General features: G+C 42.3%; 19 protein-coding genes and 1 riboswitch. Of the genes, 3 read left to right on the forward strand and 16 right to left on the reverse strand.

The window, feature by feature from the left end; translation table 11 throughout:
* Positions 1–83 precede the first annotated feature (83 nt).
* The 12 genes from OMHG_RS04225 to OMHG_RS04280 all read right to left on the reverse strand — a co-directional run bounded on the left by OMHG_RS04225 (position 84) and on the right by OMHG_RS04280 (position 12,269).
* Positions 84–248 carry a hypothetical protein gene (locus OMHG_RS04225; protein ID WP_161603059.1) on the reverse strand — a complete coding sequence of 55 codons (165 nt, stop codon included), beginning with the start codon at positions 246–248 and terminating at the stop codon, positions 84–86.
* A gap of 34 nt (positions 249–282) precedes the next feature.
* Positions 283–1,959 (reverse strand): peptide ABC transporter substrate-binding protein, encoded by a 1,677-nt coding sequence (locus tag OMHG_RS04230; RefSeq protein ID WP_010648606.1) that lies wholly within the window; start codon positions 1,957–1,959, stop codon positions 283–285.
* 185 nt (positions 1,960–2,144) lie between these two features.
* On the reverse strand, positions 2,145–3,560 hold the full coding sequence (gene argH, locus OMHG_RS04235; RefSeq protein ID WP_010648608.1) for an argininosuccinate lyase: 1,416 nt from the start codon (positions 3,558–3,560) through the stop codon (positions 2,145–2,147).
* The gene (locus OMHG_RS04240; RefSeq protein ID WP_010648611.1) at positions 3,557–4,813 is read right to left on the reverse strand and encodes an argininosuccinate synthase; all 1,257 of its coding nucleotides are present in this window, start codon (positions 4,811–4,813) and stop codon (positions 3,557–3,559) included. Before OMHG_RS04240 ends, argH begins: the two co-directional genes overlap by 4 nt.
* 267 nt (positions 4,814–5,080) lie before the next feature.
* On the reverse strand, positions 5,081–5,731 hold the full coding sequence (locus tag OMHG_RS04245; RefSeq protein WP_010648613.1) for an SDR family oxidoreductase: 651 nt from the start codon (positions 5,729–5,731) through the stop codon (positions 5,081–5,083).
* A gap of 93 nt (positions 5,732–5,824) precedes the next feature.
* Positions 5,825–6,514 carry an LrgB family protein gene (locus OMHG_RS04250; RefSeq protein ID WP_010648615.1) on the reverse strand — a complete coding sequence of 230 codons (690 nt, stop codon included), beginning with the start codon at positions 6,512–6,514 and terminating at the stop codon, positions 5,825–5,827.
* Entirely contained in the window at positions 6,507–6,917 is a 411-nt protein-coding gene (locus OMHG_RS04255) for a CidA/LrgA family protein (RefSeq protein ID WP_147629001.1), read from the reverse strand. Before OMHG_RS04255 ends, OMHG_RS04250 begins: the two co-directional genes overlap by 8 nt.
* Positions 6,918–7,073: 156 nt before the next feature.
* Positions 7,074–7,898, reverse strand: a complete 825-nt coding sequence (gene pstB, locus OMHG_RS04260) for a phosphate ABC transporter ATP-binding protein PstB (RefSeq protein ID WP_010648617.1) — start codon at positions 7,896–7,898, stop codon at positions 7,074–7,076.
* Between the two features lie 56 nt (positions 7,899–7,954).
* Positions 7,955–8,839 carry a phosphate ABC transporter permease PstA gene (pstA, locus tag OMHG_RS04265; RefSeq protein ID WP_010648618.1) on the reverse strand — a complete coding sequence of 295 codons (885 nt, stop codon included), beginning with the start codon at positions 8,837–8,839 and terminating at the stop codon, positions 7,955–7,957.
* A 1-nt stretch (position 8,840) separates the two neighbouring features.
* Positions 8,841–9,797 (reverse strand): phosphate ABC transporter permease subunit PstC, encoded by a 957-nt coding sequence (gene pstC / locus OMHG_RS04270; RefSeq protein ID WP_010648620.1) that lies wholly within the window; start codon positions 9,795–9,797, stop codon positions 8,841–8,843.
* Between the two features lie 103 nt (positions 9,798–9,900).
* Entirely contained in the window at positions 9,901–10,905 is a 1,005-nt protein-coding gene (locus OMHG_RS04275; RefSeq protein ID WP_010648622.1) for a PstS family phosphate ABC transporter substrate-binding protein, read from the reverse strand.
* 902 nt (positions 10,906–11,807) lie between these two features.
* Positions 11,808–12,269 (reverse strand): GtrA family protein, encoded by a 462-nt coding sequence (locus tag OMHG_RS04280; protein WP_010648624.1) that lies wholly within the window; start codon positions 12,267–12,269, stop codon positions 11,808–11,810.
* 185 nt (positions 12,270–12,454) lie between these two features.
* Positions 12,455–12,572: riboswitch (SAM riboswitch) on the forward strand.
* Positions 12,573–12,719: 147 nt separating this feature from the next.
* Here OMHG_RS04280 and OMHG_RS04285 point away from each other — a divergent pair.
* Positions 12,720–13,826, forward strand: coding sequence for an iron-containing alcohol dehydrogenase family protein (locus OMHG_RS04285; RefSeq protein WP_010648626.1), 1,107 nt, complete (start codon positions 12,720–12,722; stop codon positions 13,824–13,826).
* A 24-nt stretch (positions 13,827–13,850) separates the two neighbouring features.
* Positions 13,851–14,657, forward strand: coding sequence for a MetQ/NlpA family ABC transporter substrate-binding protein (locus OMHG_RS04290; RefSeq protein WP_010648628.1), 807 nt, complete (start codon positions 13,851–13,853; stop codon positions 14,655–14,657).
* 56 nt (positions 14,658–14,713) lie between these two features.
* Here OMHG_RS04290 and OMHG_RS18730 read toward each other — a convergent pair whose 3' ends face one another.
* From OMHG_RS18730 to OMHG_RS04305, 4 genes are read right to left on the reverse strand one after another with little or no spacing between them, the layout of a single operon-like run.
* Positions 14,714–14,860, reverse strand: coding sequence for a hypothetical protein (locus OMHG_RS18730; RefSeq protein ID WP_010648630.1), 147 nt, complete (start codon positions 14,858–14,860; stop codon positions 14,714–14,716).
* 52 nt (positions 14,861–14,912) lie between these two features.
* On the reverse strand, positions 14,913–15,332 hold the full coding sequence (gene arsC, locus OMHG_RS04295; protein WP_010648632.1) for an arsenate reductase (thioredoxin): 420 nt from the start codon (positions 15,330–15,332) through the stop codon (positions 14,913–14,915).
* Positions 15,333–15,344: 12 nt separating this feature from the next.
* The gene (locus tag OMHG_RS04300) at positions 15,345–16,634 is read right to left on the reverse strand and encodes an arsenic transporter (RefSeq protein WP_010648634.1); all 1,290 of its coding nucleotides are present in this window, start codon (positions 16,632–16,634) and stop codon (positions 15,345–15,347) included.
* Between the two features lie 16 nt (positions 16,635–16,650).
* The gene (locus tag OMHG_RS04305) at positions 16,651–16,995 is read right to left on the reverse strand and encodes an ArsR/SmtB family transcription factor (RefSeq protein ID WP_010648636.1); all 345 of its coding nucleotides are present in this window, start codon (positions 16,993–16,995) and stop codon (positions 16,651–16,653) included.
* Positions 16,996–17,245: 250 nt separating this feature from the next.
* Here OMHG_RS04305 and OMHG_RS04310 point away from each other — a divergent pair, with 250 nt between their 5' ends.
* Positions 17,246–18,052: an N-acetylmuramoyl-L-alanine amidase gene (locus OMHG_RS04310; RefSeq protein WP_010648637.1), complete on the forward strand. Its 807-nt coding sequence runs from the start codon at positions 17,246–17,248 to the stop codon at positions 18,050–18,052.
* Positions 18,053–18,503 lie beyond the last annotated feature (451 nt).

Here is an 18,503-nt window from a genome sequence, read left to right on the forward strand (position 1 = left end):
AAGGTCAGTATCAGTCTTGCCGCGGTAATGTTTTACATGTTCTAACCCTCTTCCCTTTCCAAGTAATCCATAGACTGCATTTTTTAATTCCGCTCTCGCCAATCCTTCACATTCTGCCCGTTTCCTATGGGTGCTTTTCTTTCTTTGGACTGATTTCCGGCCATGCCCGATTCCTCTGTATTATTGATCCAATTGAAAAAACCTGCCAAAGTGCTAAACACCTTGGCAGGTTTCCGTTCTTTATTCAACTGATTCCTCAGCCAGAGAAATCTGACTATCATTCTATTCCTGACCTACATCAGCCCATTTATATTCATAGGTAGCACCAAATGGGTTAACGAACACATTTTGTACCCTTGTTGAAACAAGCTGTGCTCTGGATGCCTGATAGATTGGTGCAATGGCAGCATCTTCAAATAATACCTTTTCTGCTTCCAGGAAGTTTTCATAGCGTGCAACATTATCTGTAGCAAGCGTTGTTGCCGTATCCTGAACTAATGTATCGTATGTTTCACTAGAATAGCCCATCTTGTTATTTCCACCGTCTGTGGTCCATAGATTCATAAATGTGAATGGATCTAGGAAATCCGGACCCCATCTGGAAACCTGAAGCTCATAATCCATATTGGAATCTAAATCAAGACGCTGCTCTTTAGGTACTTGTTTTAAGTTAATGGAAAGACCTGGCAGGTTCGTTGATAACTGGTTTGATAAATATTCGACCATCAATTTAGTTGTCTGGTCATCATCGACGAGCATTTCCAGCTCCACTGCATCTGTTCCAAGTTCTTCTAAACCTTTTTCCCAGAATTCCTGTGCTGCTTCCACATCATATGTTACCAGGTCACCACTTACTTCACGGAAATCCTCACCAGATTCTGGCATTGGCGTAAAGTCTGCTGGAACAAGACCGTTTGCTACTAGTGAACCGTTATTAAGAATTTCATCAACTAATGCCTGCTTATCGAACGCCCGGCTGATTGCAGCGCGGATATTTTCATTCGCTAAAGCATCGCTGGTTGTTTGATTGAACTTCAAGAAGTAAACGAATGTATCAGCTGAAACGACATAGTCATCGGCTGTCGCATACTGATCGACAAGGTCTGAAGACAAATCGACACGATCGACTTCACCGGACTCATACAAATCTACTGCTGTTTGAGGATCTTTAACGACCTCGAAGGTTAACGAATCCATATTTACCGCTTCTGCATCCCAATAATCTTCATTCTTTGCCAGTTCCCATGAGTTACTGGTGCTTTCCCAGTCGCTCATTGTATATGGACCATTTGCCAACAAGGTATCAGCACTTGTTGCAAAATTATCGCCCTGCTCTTCCACAAACTTCTGATTCAGCGGGAAGAATGTACCGAACGTTGTTAAGGTTTCAAAGTACGGTGTTGGGTTTTCCAGTTCAACGACAAGCGTGAAGTCTCCATCAGCCTTAACTCCTAAATCTTCAACCGGAAGTTCTCCAGTACTTACTGCCGTAGCATTTTTAATAACACCATTCATCATGTATGGGCCATATTCCGACCCTGTATCAGGATTTACTGCACGCTGCCATGAATAAACGAAATCATGGGCAGTCACTGGATCCCCATTTGCCCATAATGCATCTTCCCGTAAGTTGAATGTCCATGTTAAACCATCCTCACTTACTTCATGATCAATCGCCATTCCTTCAGAAGGCTGTGTATCTTCATCGAGACGATATAATCCTTCCATCGTAGCTGCTAAATAAATAAATGATGATTCATCTGTAGCTAGTGAAGGATCCATTGTCGGGATAGCTTCCAGGTTTGTAAAGTTAAGAACCTTTTCCCCTTCTTCGGTTGCTTCTTCACCTGTTCCTTCCCCTTCAGCATCAGATTCCTCATTACTGCCGCCAGAGCAGGCTGCTAAAAGACCAATCAATAGTCCAAATAATAGCATTAGTGTCCAATTTTTTAACTTCATTCTTTATCCCCCCGGTTAATCTTTTTCGATTTTTCTATCAATTTATTAGAGCGAAACTATAAATCGAATTATACTCATTTGTGAGAAAATTGTAAAGAACTTTTAATATTTTAATAGGTGCTAATAAACAAAAAATAGACTAAATGAAGTTAGCGGGAACTACATTTAGTCTATAAATTTTAAGCCTAAGATTGGACTATCCCCTCTTGTTGTTCAATCCATTGATTGGTTCGCCCGATAACGTCTAGAGCAGTTTGAATCTGCTCCTCCACACGGTTTTTGGCTGTACCGCCGGGTACGTTCCGAGCATTGACTACATTTTCAGGTGTTAATGCATCAAAGATATCTGCCCCTATCGATTCAGAGAATGTCTTGAATTCTTCTAAACTCAAATCAAGCAAATATTTGTCGTTATGAATGCAGTACAGCACAACCTGCCCCACAACTGCATGTGAATCCCGGAATGGCATTCCCTTTTCAACCAGGTAATCTGCAAGGTCTGTTGCGTTGGAAAAATCCTTCCGCACTGCCTCATACATATTTTCTTTTTTCACCTGCATCGATTCAATCATCGGAGCAAACAGCGCCAGTGCACCCTTTAGTGTATCCACCGTATCAAACATGCCTTCCTTGTCTTCCTGCATGTCTTTATTGTAGGCTAACGGCAATCCCTTCAGTGTAGTAAGCATTCCAATTAAATGACCAACCACTCTGCCGGTTTTACCTCGCACAAGCTCTGCTACATCCGGATTTTTCTTCTGCGGCATCATACTGCTTCCTGTTGAGAAGGCATCATCCAGTTCAATGAAACTGAACTCTGCACTAGACCATTGTACAAGCTCCTCACACAAACGCGATAGATGTACAGAAATCAGGGAGGCGCTGGATAGAAACTCTACAACAAAATCACGATCACTGACTGCGTCAAGACTATTTTCACAGAAGCCTTCCATATTTAACTGATCTGCCACAAACTGACGATCAATTGGAAAAGTAGTCCCGGCCAGTGCACCAGCACCCAGCGGCGATTTGTTTACACGTTTAAAGCTGTCCATAAGCCTTTCTGCATCACGCTGGAACATGAATACATATGCCATCATATGATGACCGAATAGTACAGGCTGCGCTCGCTGAAGATGTGTGTAGCCAGGCATCACGGTATCAAGATTTGCCTGGGCCTGCTGGAGCAGCGATTGCTGAACAGTTTCAAGGAGCTGAACAATCCTTACCAGTTCTTCTCTCAAATAAAGACGCATATCAAGAGCAACCTGATCATTTCTGCTTCTCCCGGTATGGAGCTTCCCTCCGACAGGACCAGCTTCTTCAATCAGAAGCTTCTCCACATTCATATGGATATCTTCATGCTCTTCAGTTAGTTCCGCTTCCCCTGACTGGATTTTTCTTAAGACTTCCTTTAGTCCCTTGGCAATAAGCTCTGCGTCTGTTTCTGGAATAATTCCACAGGCATGAAGCATTTTCACGTGGGCGATACTTCCTTGAATATCATATTTTGCCAGTTTCTTATCAAAATTGATTGATGCCGTATATTCATCGACTAACTGATTGGTTGGTTTTGTAAAACGCCCTCCCCATAATTTCACTTTTGAACAGCTTCCTTTACTTCCAGTTTCACTTTTTCAATAGATTTATTTTTTGCATATGTGTGATTGACAGAGGCATGAACCTTCGTCGGCAATCCCCATAGCTTGATGAAGCCAAGCGCTGCTTCGTGATCAAAGGCGTCTGCTTTATTGTAGGTTGCCAGATCAAAGTCATAAAGGGACTGTGCCGATTCACGACCGATTACCTGTGCATGGCCTTTATACAATTGCACCTTTACGGTTCCGGAAACATGCTCCTGCGTTTTGCTGATAAAGGTCTGAAGAGCCTCCGTCAGTGGAGAGTACCATAAACCGTAGTATACGGTCTGCGCCAGTTTTTGTTCTATAATCGGCTTGAATTCAGCAACTTCTCTAGGCAGTGTCAATGCTTCCAGTTCCTCATGTGCTGCAATTAACGTCATGGCGGCAGGAGCTTCATAGATTTCTCTTGATTTTATCCCGACAAGACGGTTTTCCACATGATCGATTCTGCCGACGCCATGCTTACCTGCAATTTCATTCAATTTCAAAATCAAATCATCCAGCTTCATCTCTTTACCATCCAGGGAAACCGGTTTTCCCTGGTCGAAAGTAATCTGAATAACTTCAGGAACATCCGGTGCATCAACCGGATCTGCTGTCAGATCAAAGGCATCTTTTGGCGCCTCCGCCCAGGGGTCTTCCAAAATACCGCATTCATTGCTTCTGCCCCATAAATTCTGATCGATGCTGTATGGACTATCCAAGTCGATTGGAATTGGTATATGGTTATCCTTGGCATACGCAATCTCTTCTTCTCTTGACATTGCCCACTCACGTACAGGAGCAACAATCTTAAGTTCTGGATTTAAAGCTGTAAACGCAACATCAAAACGTACCTGGTCATTCCCTTTGCCAGTACAGCCGTGCGCAACAGCAATCGCTCCTTCCTCTTCTGCGATATCTACAAGAATCTTTGCGATCAATGGGCGGGAAAGTGCTGAAATCAACGGGTATTTCCCTTCATATAAAAGGTTTGCCTGGAGCGCAGGAAGTACATATTCCTCTGCGTAAAGCTCCTTTGCATCAATAACATAGGATTTTATTGCCCCGACATCCAATGCCTTCTTTTTAACAAAGTCCAAGTCTTTTCCTTCTCCGACATCCAGTGCCACTGCAATGACATCATAATGATATTTATCCTGTAACCATTTCACCGCAACGGAAGTATCGAGCCCTCCGGAATATGCCAACACGATTTTTTCCTTCGTCATGATATATTTCCCCTCTCTAATTGTGCTATTAATGAATTATTATGCATCATTATGTATAATAATTCAATAGTTATTTTCATTTTTTTGAGGTGCCTGTCACTTCCCGGTTTTTGTCGAATGATGTTAGGTTCGTTTATTTGGTATCAGAACCTTCGCCCTTTAGCGTTTTCTTCTCTCTCTGGGCAATGTTCTCTGCGCACTCTAGTTTTCATGCGAAATAATAAAACGCCAAGTGTGGTTGGTTAACCGAACACTTGGCGCTGATATTTATTTTAAAGCTTTAATTGCCTCAGAAATGGAGACATCTCCTGTTATTAAGTCAAATCCTTTTCGGTAGGTGCTTTCTGCCGTTAATGAGTCAACGACGACTTGTGCCACATCTTCACGCGGAATAGAACCCCGCTCCAGATTTTCTGCCGCTTTCACTTTTCCTGTTGCCGGTTCATTGAGCAATCCGCCTGGTCTTACAATCGTATAGTTCAGATTGCTTGATTCCAGCATTCTGTCTGCATAATGCTTGGCAACCATATATGGTTTAATGGGGCTGTCATCCCAGCTTTCCCGATGATGGGCCTGAAATGCACTGACAATGACAAATCGATTGGCACCTGCCTCTTCAGCAGCTTCCATTGCCTTTACAGCACCATCCAGATCAATCAGTAATGTCTTATCAGATCCAGTACTCCCGCCTGAACCTGCCGTGAAGATGACGGCATCCATTCCTTTTACCGCCTCTTTTATCCCCTCCACACTGCCTTCCAGATTGGCAAGTACGGCCTCAACTCCGGAAGCGGAGAATGCTTGCTGTTGCTCTTCTTTCCTGACCATTGCCCGGACCGTATGCTGATCACTATCTTGAAGTAAGTGTACAATACGCTTGCCGATCTGCCCATTGGCCCCGATTACTAGAACTTTCATACACACATCTCCTCTTCTGCTATCCATTTTGACTTAGTGTCATTATTTCAAATGCTGGCAGGATTTTCAAAGGTTGTGCTTTATCACAGTTCCTTACATAATCATGAACACCATTGCCGGGGAAATGAAGGAGACAACAACTGCACTTAATACCATTGCCACTGTACTTACAGAACCCTCCAACTGACTGCGCTCCATCGCGTTGGCAGTACCGACCGCATGGGATGCACTACCCAGACCAACACCACGCCCAATCGCATGGTTAATTCTAAAGAGCTTAAACACAAATGGACTCATAATAGTACCACCTATTCCTGCAACGATGACAAAGACTGCCGCCAGGGATGTGACACCGCCCATAGAATCTGCTATCGCCATCGATACAGGAGTTGTCACGGATTTCGGAATCAGGGAATAAACAATGTAGTCATCGACATGGCTCCACATCGCAAGCACTATCCCTGTTACCACCCCTACTACCGCACCAGCCAATGTACCAAACAGAACCGGTATCATCAGTTCCTTAAGGATATGCCGCTGCTGATAAAGCGGATAGGCAAGTGCTACAACGGCAGGCCCAAGCAATTGATTAATCCATTCTCCGCCAACCATGTAGGAATCGTATGATACGTTAAAGATGAGCAATACTGCAATAATCAAAATAGAACCAAGAAATATCGGCAGCGTAATAGGCAAGACAATTTTTTTATGTAATTGCCATGTTAGCATATAAACCACCAATGTCCCCACTACCGATAGAAAACCAATCATGAAGCTAGTCATGCTGTAATTCCTTCTTTCTCATTAATCGCTGACTGACCCTGGCTGAAATCCCCATTACGAGGATAGTGCTGATAAGAACTATCAAAATGACCAGAAGCCCTTTCCCGTAGAATAGATCAAAATAGTTGATGACCCCAACCGTTGCCGGGATAAAAAACAATGTTAAATGATTAACAATCAATTTGGTGCCTTCCTCCATCCAAGTCACTTTGATTCCCTTTGTCAGTAAAAGAATAAAGAAAATAATCATACCAATAACACTTCCGGGAACAATCAGATTGAATGTTTGCTGGATCCAGTTTCCAGCCAGAAAAATACCGTATAGGGCCAAAATCTGTATAGTTGTCTTAGCTGCTCGTATAAGCAATGGGAAACACTCCAATTTTTTTATTGATTTATTCATTATAACAAAAACAGGATGAATTCCTTCCATTCCATGCTTCATATTTATATATATTCATAGAAAACGAGAATAATAAGCTGACGAGCTTCATAGGCTTTTCCTTTTTTACCCATAAAAAAAGCTCCCGCCTTTTAAGACTGGAAGCCAATTTTACATTTATCCAAACCTCCCGGAAATATAATCCTCCGTTCTCCGATCTGCGGGCTTGGTAAAGATGGTATTCGTATCATCAAACTCCACTACTTCACCGTTCAGGAAGAAGGCTGTTTTATTGGAAATACGTGCAGCCTGCTGCATATTGTGTGTCACAATTATAATGGAATATTCTTTTTCCAGTTCCTGAATCAGTTCTTCAATCCTTAAGGTTGATTTTGGATCCAGCGCAGAAGTCGGCTCATCCATCAGAATAACATCCGGTTCGATTGCCAAACACCTGGCTATGCAAAGACGCTGCTGCTGTCCCCCGGATAGGCCATAGGCATTTTCATTCAAACGATCCTTCACTTCATCCCAGATCGATGCACCACGAAGGCTTTTCTCCACAATTTCATCGAGTACCTTTTTATTGCGGATTCCATGAATTTTGGGCCCATATGCAATGTTTTCATAAATGGATTTCGGGAATGGATTCGGTTTTTGGAAAACCATTCCTACATGTGTTCTTAAATCCTCCACTTTAAACGACCTGTCCAGTATGTTCTTGCCTTTGTAGGTAATCGTCCCTGTTGTACGAACTGTAGGAACTAGCTCCACCATTCGGTTCAGTGTCTTGATATAAGTTGATTTTCCGCAACCTGAAGGCCCAATTATCGCGGTTACTTCCTTTTCGCTAATGGACAGGTTAATGTCTTTTAGTGCATGTGTTTCTCCATACCACAAATTAAGGTCCTGCGTATCATAGACAACTTCATTCTGTCTTATTATCTTTTCATCTTTACGGCGATTAACTTGCACCTTCTTCGTATCTACTAAGGGGCTCATCCATTTCCTCTCCTTCATGTTAATTATACGTCCGTTGCAGGGCGATACTTTTAAAATTAATATCTGTGTTGAAATTTATTCCGTATAAAGATGGCAACCGAATTTAAAAGGAATAACAGTACCAATAGAGCAATAATTGTTGCCGCTGCTAAATATGCATATTCTTGAACAAGGGAGGAGTCAAGGGTCCAGTAGTAAATCTGCATCGGCATTGCTGTAAATGTATCAAATATTCCTTCAGGGAAAGGTATCAGCAGCGCTGGGATTCCCAGGACTGTCAGTGGTGCCGTTTCCCCGATGGCACGGGAGAGAGCCAAGATTGACCCAGTCAAAATACCTGGTAATGCGGCAGGGAGAATAATATTCTTCACAGTCTGCCATTTAGTCGCACCCATACCATAAGACGCCTCACTCAGGTACTGCGGAACAGCCCGGATTGCTTCCTGGGCAGCCACAATCACAATCGGCAATACAAGCAAAGAGAGGGTTAATCCACCAGCCAGGACGGCATTTCCAAAGTCCATTGCCCTGACAAAAATGGTCAAACCTAAGAGGCCATATACAATCGAAGGTACCCCAGCAAGATTGGAAATATTAGTAGCGATAAGGGACTGGAACTTCCCTTCCTTTGCATATAGCTCCAAGTAGATGGCCGTGCCGACACCAATGAAAATAGTGACAGGAATGACAATGAGCATGAGCCAGGATGTTCCTAGAATCGCACCCATGATACCGGCACGTTCTGCATCCGTTGATAATCTTCCGGTTAAGAAGTTCCAATCAATCCATGCAGCACCTTGAGAAAAAACCCGGATAAGCAGGATAGCCAGTACAGCCAGCCCAAATAACGTCGCGGCCAAAAATAATTGTTTCCATATGTTATTTTTCAATACACGGGAAGACATACGCTTCTTTACTTGGGCATTATCTACATACTTCATTTTAATATTCCTCCCTAAATTTACGAGAGATGTATCTAGCAAGCAGATTCATCAATAAAGTGAATACAAATAGCGTTAATGCAACAGCATATAAGCTGTAATATATCGTCGATCCGGCAGGGGCATCCCCACCAGAGACTTCAACAATATATGCAGTCATTGTCTGCATAGATTGAGTAATGTCGAAGGTAAAGTTTTTGGAGCTTCCACTTGCAATGGTAACAATCATCGTCTCACCAATTGCACGGGAAATCCCAAGCACAAATGAAGAAATAATTCCAGACAGTGCAGCGGGAATGACAACCCTTAAAGTCGTTTCCAGCTTCGTTGCTCCGAGTGCCAGTGCACCTTCACGCATTGAGTTCGGTACAGCAGTCATGGCATCCTCTGATAATGATGCAATCATTGGAATAATCATGACCCCCATCACAAGACCCGGGCTTAATATATTTGTCGCTTCCACAGCGGGAAATATCGTTCTGATTATCGGTGTCACAAAAGTAAATGCGAAAAACCCATACACAATCGTTGGTATTCCAGCAAGGATCTCTAGAAGAGGTTTAATCGTTCTTCTTACTTTTTCTGATGCATATTCACTCAAATAAATGGCGGACATCAAGCCAATCGGACCCGCCACAAACATTGCTATGACAGATGAAATAACCGTACCCGTAATCAAAGGCAACACACCAAATTCGGGATTTTGGCTCAAAGGCCTTAATACCGTACCCGTAAAGAATTCCCAAATCGGAACCATTTTGAAAAATTCAACGGACTCAGCCAGTAACGTATAAATGATTCCTATTGTTGTCAGGATAGAGACTGAAGCAATCATGATTAGAATAGCGGGAACCATTTTTTCCATCAGATTGGAATAATTTTTCTTCTTTTTCTTTTCAGCTATCATTTCTCTTACATTTACAGCGTTTTTTTTGTGCAATTCGCTGCTTGCTGCCATCTTAGGTGCCCCCCTTCAAGCATCTTAAAAAGTCACAATAAGATGAGAGCGTCACAAAGGGCTCTCATCTTATCAGAATTCATTTTCTCTTTTTAGGATTGGATTATTTCAATGCTTCCAGCTCTTCAACAAGTGCTTGCGCTTCTTCTTCCGGAATTGGCGCAAAGCCTGTTTCACCGGCAAATGCATTCGTATTGTTCATTACATATAATGCATAATCGAGTACTTGTGGCTTCTCTTTAGCCTGGTTTACATTCAAGTACGTAAACACAGGACGCGTGAATCCGGCATAGTCGCCATCTTCAGCAATAGTGTCAAGGGACGGCGCAACAGGTCCATCTCCAAAGTCAATGCTTGTTGCCTGGACTTTATCCTTGTTGCTGTCATAGTAACCAAATCCGAAGAATCCAATTGCATTTGTATCTTCAGAAACAAGTGTTACTAGAGTTGAGTATTCTTGCTGCAAATCAATAGATTCTACTAAATCCTGTTCTTCCAAAATATTTTCATAGAAAAACTCATATGTTCCATGATTTTCATTCGGCCCATAGGTTTGAATCTCTTCTTCCGGCCATTCAGGATTGATTTCAGACCAAGTCGTAACATTTCCCAGGAAAATATCTTTGACTTGCTGTTCAGTCAATTCTGTAGCCCAATCATTCTCAGGATTTGTTACAATCGTTAAACCATCAAGTGCTACTTTCAGCTCTTTCACTTCTATTCCAAGCTCTTCTGCTTTTGCTTGTTCTTCTTCTTTAATAAGGCGGGATGCATCATTAAAATCTGTTCCATCTTCCATGAGGAATTTTTCAAAACCAGCACTTGTTCCTGCGCGGCTTACTTCTACAGAAACGCCTTGCTGTTCATTGATCATATATTCTTCAGCCAGTCGGGACATCAATGGAAAAACGGTACCGGATCCATCAATCACTACGCTTCCTTCCAGTTCAGCTGATTCACTTTCACTATCACTGTCTCCAGAAGCCGTCTCGCCTGCTGCAGATTCTTCTTCTGTACCAGTATTCTCTTCTTCTGATCCTCCGCATGCTGCAAGCACTGCTGCCAATGCTGCAATTAAAAGGAACATTAAGTACTTTTTGAAATTCATTTGTAATTGTCCTCCCCTGATTTATGAACTATTTTTTTGTGGGCTATTATGCCCCTCAATTGATAGTATAGTAGGGAAATATTAAGGAAGTATGAGTCGTATGTAAAGGTTTTGTAAAGTTAGTAGTTATTTCGGCGGGGAATCCAGAGGATAGCATTTCTTGATATAGGCAAATAACCCAGGAAAACAGTTCGGTTACAGGGTTTTCTTCCTAAGCAAAACCTGTTATTCTATCGGTTTTTATCCATATAAGGAGGAATTTGGAGAATTATGTTGATACATATTAAAGCCCAAACAGGTCAGATGCATATCCAATATAGTAAAAAATATAGAAAGTAATATTGGAAAGATCCGGACTTTAGCTCGCCTCCGGACAAGTAATTATAGGATGTGTACATACAAGTGCTTTTTCTTTTCATTAGGCTGTTTTCTCAAAGTTTGTTGTTTTTATATCAGATATATAAAATGCAACGTAACTGATGATGAGCTTATCTCCACTCCGGAAAGATTTAGCTTTCTGAATCAAATTACTGATATTCAATTATTAAGCTGATGGATTGGAGCGCAGGGCAGTCGACTCCAGCGGGAATAGCAACGGCTGAAGATCCCGCAGGAAGTGGGTTTCTTCCGAGGAAGCTGAAGCGGTGCCCGCGGAAAGCGACTGCCCGGAGCGGAAATCGGCCGGAGCAGTTATCGGGTTTACTGAGTGCTTTCTTTATAGAATAAAGTCATAAATAATTTGAGATGGTTGTTAGAAGTCAAGGAGGTCCAGCGGGAATAGCAACCCGCAAGAAGCCGGGCTTGCTTCTGAGGAAGCTGATTAATGACTTACGCAATCATCATGTGCAGATTGCGGCATCATGCAATTCCCGGTTCACCGACAATTGTAATCAACCATTAGATTAATTGCTTATTTCCTTTCGGCCTTCCTTTTTCCGGAAAACGAAATAGCGCATAAAGAAATAGCTCGCGGTAGAGGAGAGGAACATTGCGGCTCCTTTAGCAATATTCTGCTGGATGAACATTGGAATAGAGATTAGATCAAGCAAAGCAATTCCTCCAAGCAAGACCACATTGCTAATTACAAGACTTGCTATTGCCTGCAGACAGAAAAATACCATTTCCTTTTTGTTTTTGCTGGCTCTTTTTCGGAATGTCAGATTGGAATTGAACAAATAGCTGTTGGTTACCGCCAACGTATATGCGATTGTATTATACAAGGTAAGCAGCTGATTATCGGTTGTTGGCCACATAAGCAGAAGGAGGTTTAATGTCCCAATGTCTATGAGGGCATTTACACCTCCAATGGCGCTGAACTGTATTACCTGAAATGTTGTATCTTTTCGTTTCGTTTTATGTGGCATATCTATTTTACACCTTGATTCTAAAGATTTTATGTTATATCTGATGTGATTTATCCTGCCTATTTTACCATAAGGGAACCAATTCCACTATGAAGTTCCAATGGCAAATGACTGATTTTTTACAATAGTGATTGACTTTTAAAAAGAATAATATTAAGATATAGAAACAACTTTATAAAACTTATCTCTTATTGAGAGTGGTGGAGGGACTGGCCCGATGAAACCCGGCAACCTTTCAGGGAATATCTTTCCCGAAAAGGTGCTAAATCCTGCAAAATACATCTGTATTTTGAAAAATAAGAGGGGACTGCATACATAAATCGCAAATGCCTCTCATTACTGAGAGGCATTTTTTGTTTTATAAGGTCATAAAGCGGAAGCGGAATTATAGCTAAGATCCATTCATGGAAGCTATTTGGGTCTGAATTCAACCTCAAAGGAGTGTCACATATGTCAATTGCAACCGTTCAGGGTGCTCCAGGTCATTATCGTATCGGTGAAGGTGTTCTAAAGGAACTACATACACTGTTGGCAGATCTTAAAGTCCATAAGGTACATATTGTTTCCGGAAACACCTCATGGAAAGCCGTACAGCCGTTCCTCCCAGCTGAATTCACAGATTTGATTGTGAGTCAGCACACATTGATTGAAGGACATTGTACCTTGCAAAAAGCCAACGATCTGGCTGCAGCCTATCTAGCTGACCAGGTGGATGCGGTCATTGGAATAGGGGGCGGTACTGCCCTTGATATTGCAAAAGCATCTGCAGCAGAAGCAGGTGTCAAATCCATATTGATTCCGACTATCGCGGCAACTTGTGCCGCATGGACACCATTAAGTGTTTTCTATCATGAGGACGGAAGGCATTCGCACTATACCGAATTTCCAGTTGCCAACACACTTGTACTCATTGAACCGGAAATCATTGCAAAAGCACCGCTTACCTATTTAAAGGCAGGCATTGGCGATACATTAGCAAAATATTATGAAGCTGATGCATTGGTCAAAGCATTTTATAAGGATCAGGAACTCCCTGTCTGGCTGCAGGTTTCACAATTTTCCGCGAAGGTATGCCGGGATATCCTATTAAAAGACGGAAAATCTGCCATTGAGGCCGTCGAAAACAACACGGTTACAGATGCACTGGTTCGAGTTATTGAAACCATCATTCTTACCGGTGGCATGGTTGGCGGGTTTGGGAGTAAGGCAGGCAGAATCGCTGGTGCCCATTCCATCCACAACGGGCTGACAGCTGCAGACCAAGTTCGGCGTTTCCTTCACGGGGAGATTGTTTCCTATGGAATATTAGTTCAGCTTGCATTAGAAGGAAAAACAGACGAATTGGAAAGACTGCTTTTGTACTATGAAGAATGGGGGTTCCCAGTCAATCTGAAGAGCTTCTCAATCGACCCTGCAGATCAGGAGCTTTTATCAAGGATTATCAACAAAACGATACTACCACAGGAATCCATTCATTATATGGACCTTGAGATAACAGCTGATCGTGTTTTATCAGCATTTAAAACGGTAGAAGATTTAACCTATCAAGAAGCATAACTACTAGAAGAGAGAGGGATTACAATGAAGAAGAGATTATTTTTGGCACTTATTGTTTTATTAATTGGTCTATTGGCGGCATGCGGATCTGATGAGGCGGAAGGCCTTTTGGAAGATGATGTCCTAAAAGTCGGGGTCACGGCTGGCCCGCATGAAGAAATTGTTGAGAAGGTAGCAGAGCTTGGAGAGGCGGAAGGACTGGAAATTGAACTCGTCGTATTCAATGACTATGTAATGCCAAATGTCACTTTATCAGAGGGAGAGATTGACATCAATAGCTTCCAGACCGAGCCCTTCTTTGATGTGATGAATGAAGAGCGTGATCTAGGCCTTGTGAAGGTGGCGGACACGGTCACATTCCCAATGGGTATGTATTCAGAGAAAGTAACCGATTTACAAGATTTGGAGGATGGTTCAAGTGTTGGACTGCCAAACGATCCTACCAATGGGGGACGTGCACTCCTGCTTTTTGAAGAGGCCGGTCTGATTACGCTTGAAGAAGGCCTTGGTGTAAATGCTACAATCAATGACATTGCCGACAATCCTCATGATTTTGAGTTTATTGAACTTGATCCTGCCCAAATTCCGAGACAGTTAGGGGAAGTCGATGCAGCAGCAATTAATTCAAACTTCGCTCTTGAAGCTGGACTCGTTCCTGGTGAAGATTCCATTTTCATCGAGCAAAATTCGGAATTCGTAAACTTAATTGCAGTACGGGAAGAAAATAAAGAAGATGAAGTCGTTCAGCAATTTATCGATCTTTACCAAAGCGATGAGGTCAAACAATTTATTGAAGAAAACTTCAATGGTTCCGTTATACCTGGCTGGTAATACTTACGAAAAGAACATAGAAAAAAGTGCGGATTCACAGCAAATCCGCACTTTTTCTATTTTTTATTATCAAGATATTGATTCGGTGAGTCACCAGCGTCTGGATTAAAATTCTTATACGGACTTTTCCGCCCATTCCGTTGTTCTCCAGCATTTTCATTCTCTTTGAATTGATTGTTATGCTTCTTTTCCCTATTGCTCATCCTTGTGCCTCCTCATGCATGACTGCTTATAGTTTTGGCACAAGTTGAAATTCTATTCACCTGTTTCTGCAAAGAGCTTTATGCGATCCCCGATTTCGTCACGCACTCTCTGAAATACCTCCCAGACTTCTTCTTCCGTCCCTTGGGCCTTTGCTGGGTCATCAAAGCCCCAGTGCTCCCTTTTCACATGTGGGGGTGTCATTGGGCAGCGGTCAGCTGCATCCCCGCATAGCGTAACTGCCATCGTAGCATGATGGAGGAATTCCGGATCGATCATTTCAGATTTATGATCCGAAATATCTATTCCAATTTCATTCATTGCCTTCACAGCCATTGGATTCAAACCATGGGCTTCAATTCCGGCACTTCTTACTTCCCACTCATCACCAAGATATTTTTTGGCCCATCCTTCCGCCATCTGGCTTCTGCAGGAATTACCAGTACATAGAAAATAGATTGTTTTTTTACTCATGTTATTGCCTCCTTAGAAAATTTGCAGTGTCAGGTATAGACCAATCAAGGTTATAAACAGGATAGGTATCGTTAGGATAATCCCTGTTTTAAAATAGGTACCCCAAGAAATCTTGACGCCTTTCTTGGATAAAACATGGAGCCACAATAAGGTTGCCAAAGAACCTATCGGCGTAATTTTTGGCCCGAGATCTGACCCAATGACATTGGCATAAACCAATGCTTCGCGTATCACACCAGTCGTATCTGTCTCAGCAATTGCAATCGCGTCGATCATCACGGTCGGCATATTATTCATAATGGACGAAAGAATTGCTGCAATGAATCCCATGGAAACAGTTGCAGTAAACAGACCATGTTCAGCAGCAGTCTGGATTAGACCTGCAAGCCAATCGGTCAAGCCGGCATTACGCAGTCCAAATACAACAACATACATTCCAATGGAGAAGAAGACGATATTCCACGGTGCATCCTTGATAACTGCTTTTGTATGGACAGCCCTGCTTTTTCTTGCCATAAGAATGAAAAATATCGCTATGATTCCAGCAATGATCGATACTGGAACCTGGATGAATTCACTGGAAAAATAGCCAATTACCAGTACTCCAAGCACATACCAGGATAGTTTGAACATTTTTGGATCTTTTATTGCATCTCTCGGATCCTTTAATTTCGAAACATCATAGTTTTTAGGAATGCTTTTTCTAAAGTAGAGCCACAATACCAGAATCGTCGCCGCCAATGAAAATAAATTCGGGATAAACATACGTGAGGCGTACTCGACAAATCCAATACTGAAGAAATCGGCTGATACAATATTTACAAGATTACTTACTACGAATGGAAGCGAAGTGGTATCCGCAATGAACCCACTTGCCATAATGAAAGGAAAGACCATCTTTTCCGTGAAATTCAAGTTACGGACCATTGCAAGTACAATCGGAGTCAGGATCAATGCTGCTCCATCGTTTGCAAAAAAGGCTGCTACAACGGCGCCAAGGAGACTGATATAAACAAACATCCGTATCCCATTCCCCTTTGCAACTCTTGCCATATGCAAGGATGCCCATTCAAAAAATCCAATTTCATCAAGAATTAAAGATATAAGTATAATTGCTACAAACGCCAAAGTGGCGTTCCAAACAATGCCTGTCACTTCGGCAACATCACCAAAGTCTACGACACCAGCAATCAGCGCAAGTGCTGCTCCGCCAACTGCTGACCAGCCAATCGATAATCCCTTTGGCTGCCATATTACCAAAAAAAGTGTTGCTAAAAATATACATACTGCCAAAATTGTCAACGTTTTTTCCTCCAAACTAACAACAGGTGATTCTTGTTCCCTTGATTTCCAATTCTTTTAACTTCTCATCTTGATCTGGAAGCTGGTTTAAAATCCGCTCAATAAAAGGATAGTATTCATGATGTTTATTAACAGAATAAAATATCCATTGTCCTTTTCGCTCTTCCTTGACAAGACCAATATCCCTCAGCTTACGAAGATGCTGACTGATGGAAGGCTGGCTCGTTTTAAAGATTTCAACGAATTCACAAACACAGCATGCATGATGATCCAAAAGTTTCATCATGGTAAGCCTTGTTTTATCACCCAATAATTTTAATATCAGTGCCGCTTTTTCCATTTCTATAGCTGTTTGCAGCAAACCTCTCACCACCTTCCTGCAAATCTTTCATTAGTATATAATGATTTGCTTATATGTGCAATGAAGGATTTATACGTCTATATTCACCCCTAAAGATAAAGTTCACTCGATTGTAGTTGTGAAGGCTGAGCTAATTATCAGCAAAACGGATCGCAGAAGTGACAACAGTGGAAATTGCATGAAACGATGATGTTTGTCCAAATCGGTTACTTTGGCGAATCATACACTACAATACAGGAGGAGATTTAATATGAAACTTTATTTAGACCCGGGGCATGGTGGTACGGATCCTGGAGCTACCGGCAATGGTTTAAGGGAAAAGGATGTCGTACTGGACATTGCTTTGCGTATACGTGAACAATTAACCGCAAACTATGAAGACATCCAAATAAGAATGAGCCGGACAAATGACAGCAGCAAAAGCCTCAGCCAAAGAACAGATGAAGCAAATAGCTGGGGAGCAGATTACTTTCTATCCATTCATTGCAACGCCTTTAATGGTGCTGCCGACGGATATGAAGATTTCATTCATAATTCGCTTTCTGACCAGTCCCAGACTGCCATATATCAGGATATCATGCATCAGGAAATCATAAAGTTCAATCAGCTGCGGAATCGCGGTCAAAAGAAAGCGAACTTCCATGTCCTTCGTGAATCGGCTATGCCCGCCTTCCTATCAGAAAATGGATTCATCGATCATCAGGAGGATGCAGAGCTCATGGAACAGGATACGTGGAGACAAAGCGTTGCACAAGGACATGTGAACGGATTGGCCAAGGCATTCAACCTAAAACAAAGAAGCGATGACAATACTGAAACGATCTTCAAAATTATTGCAGGTTCCTTCCAAGTAAAAGCAAACGCAGATGAACGTGTCGCTTTTCTAAAATCCAAGGGAATAGATGCTTTTGCAGACAGGATTGTCATTTCAGGTGTTACCTGGTACCGGGTTCAGGCAGGTGCCTTTTCCAGCAAAGGCGCTGCTGAAAATCATTTACGGAAAGTACAAAATACTGGCGTTGATGCATTTATTCTGGAGGAACAGGTCCGTTCATGAATGTATTGAGTAATGTAGTATCTAAACCTATGTTTTCTTAAAGCTAGGCTTCGGCTGCTCAGGAAAGAGACAGTTGTATCCTGGACGAACCTTCATATTTTCCAGGTTTAGTCATACATCATGCCTGTCACATTTAGTTACCCGCAGGTTTAAAGCGCACAGCTAAAGGCCGTTTAGAGTTCACTATATGCTCCTGTTTAAGAAAAGGGTCCTATTTTAGGTATCTGCACCGAGGAAGCATACTGCGAAGCGTCTTCGGTTTTATTGAATACAAAAATGCCAAAGAGAATTTCCTCATTTCTATGCTGCTCTGTCACTATTTATAGAAATTATAGTGTGTTAATTGCCACTCCGGAAATACACTGCGCTTTCCGCGGGCTCGCGCTAAGCCTCCTCGCTCGCAAAGTTCGCTCTCTGTGGGGTCTTAGCGTCTTCGCTTTCCCGCAGGAGT

It is taken from the genome of Oceanobacillus massiliensis str. N'diop, assembly GCF_000285495.1.
In the GTDB taxonomy this organism is placed as follows: Bacteria; Bacillota; Bacilli; order Bacillales; family Amphibacillaceae; genus Oceanobacillus; species Oceanobacillus massiliensis.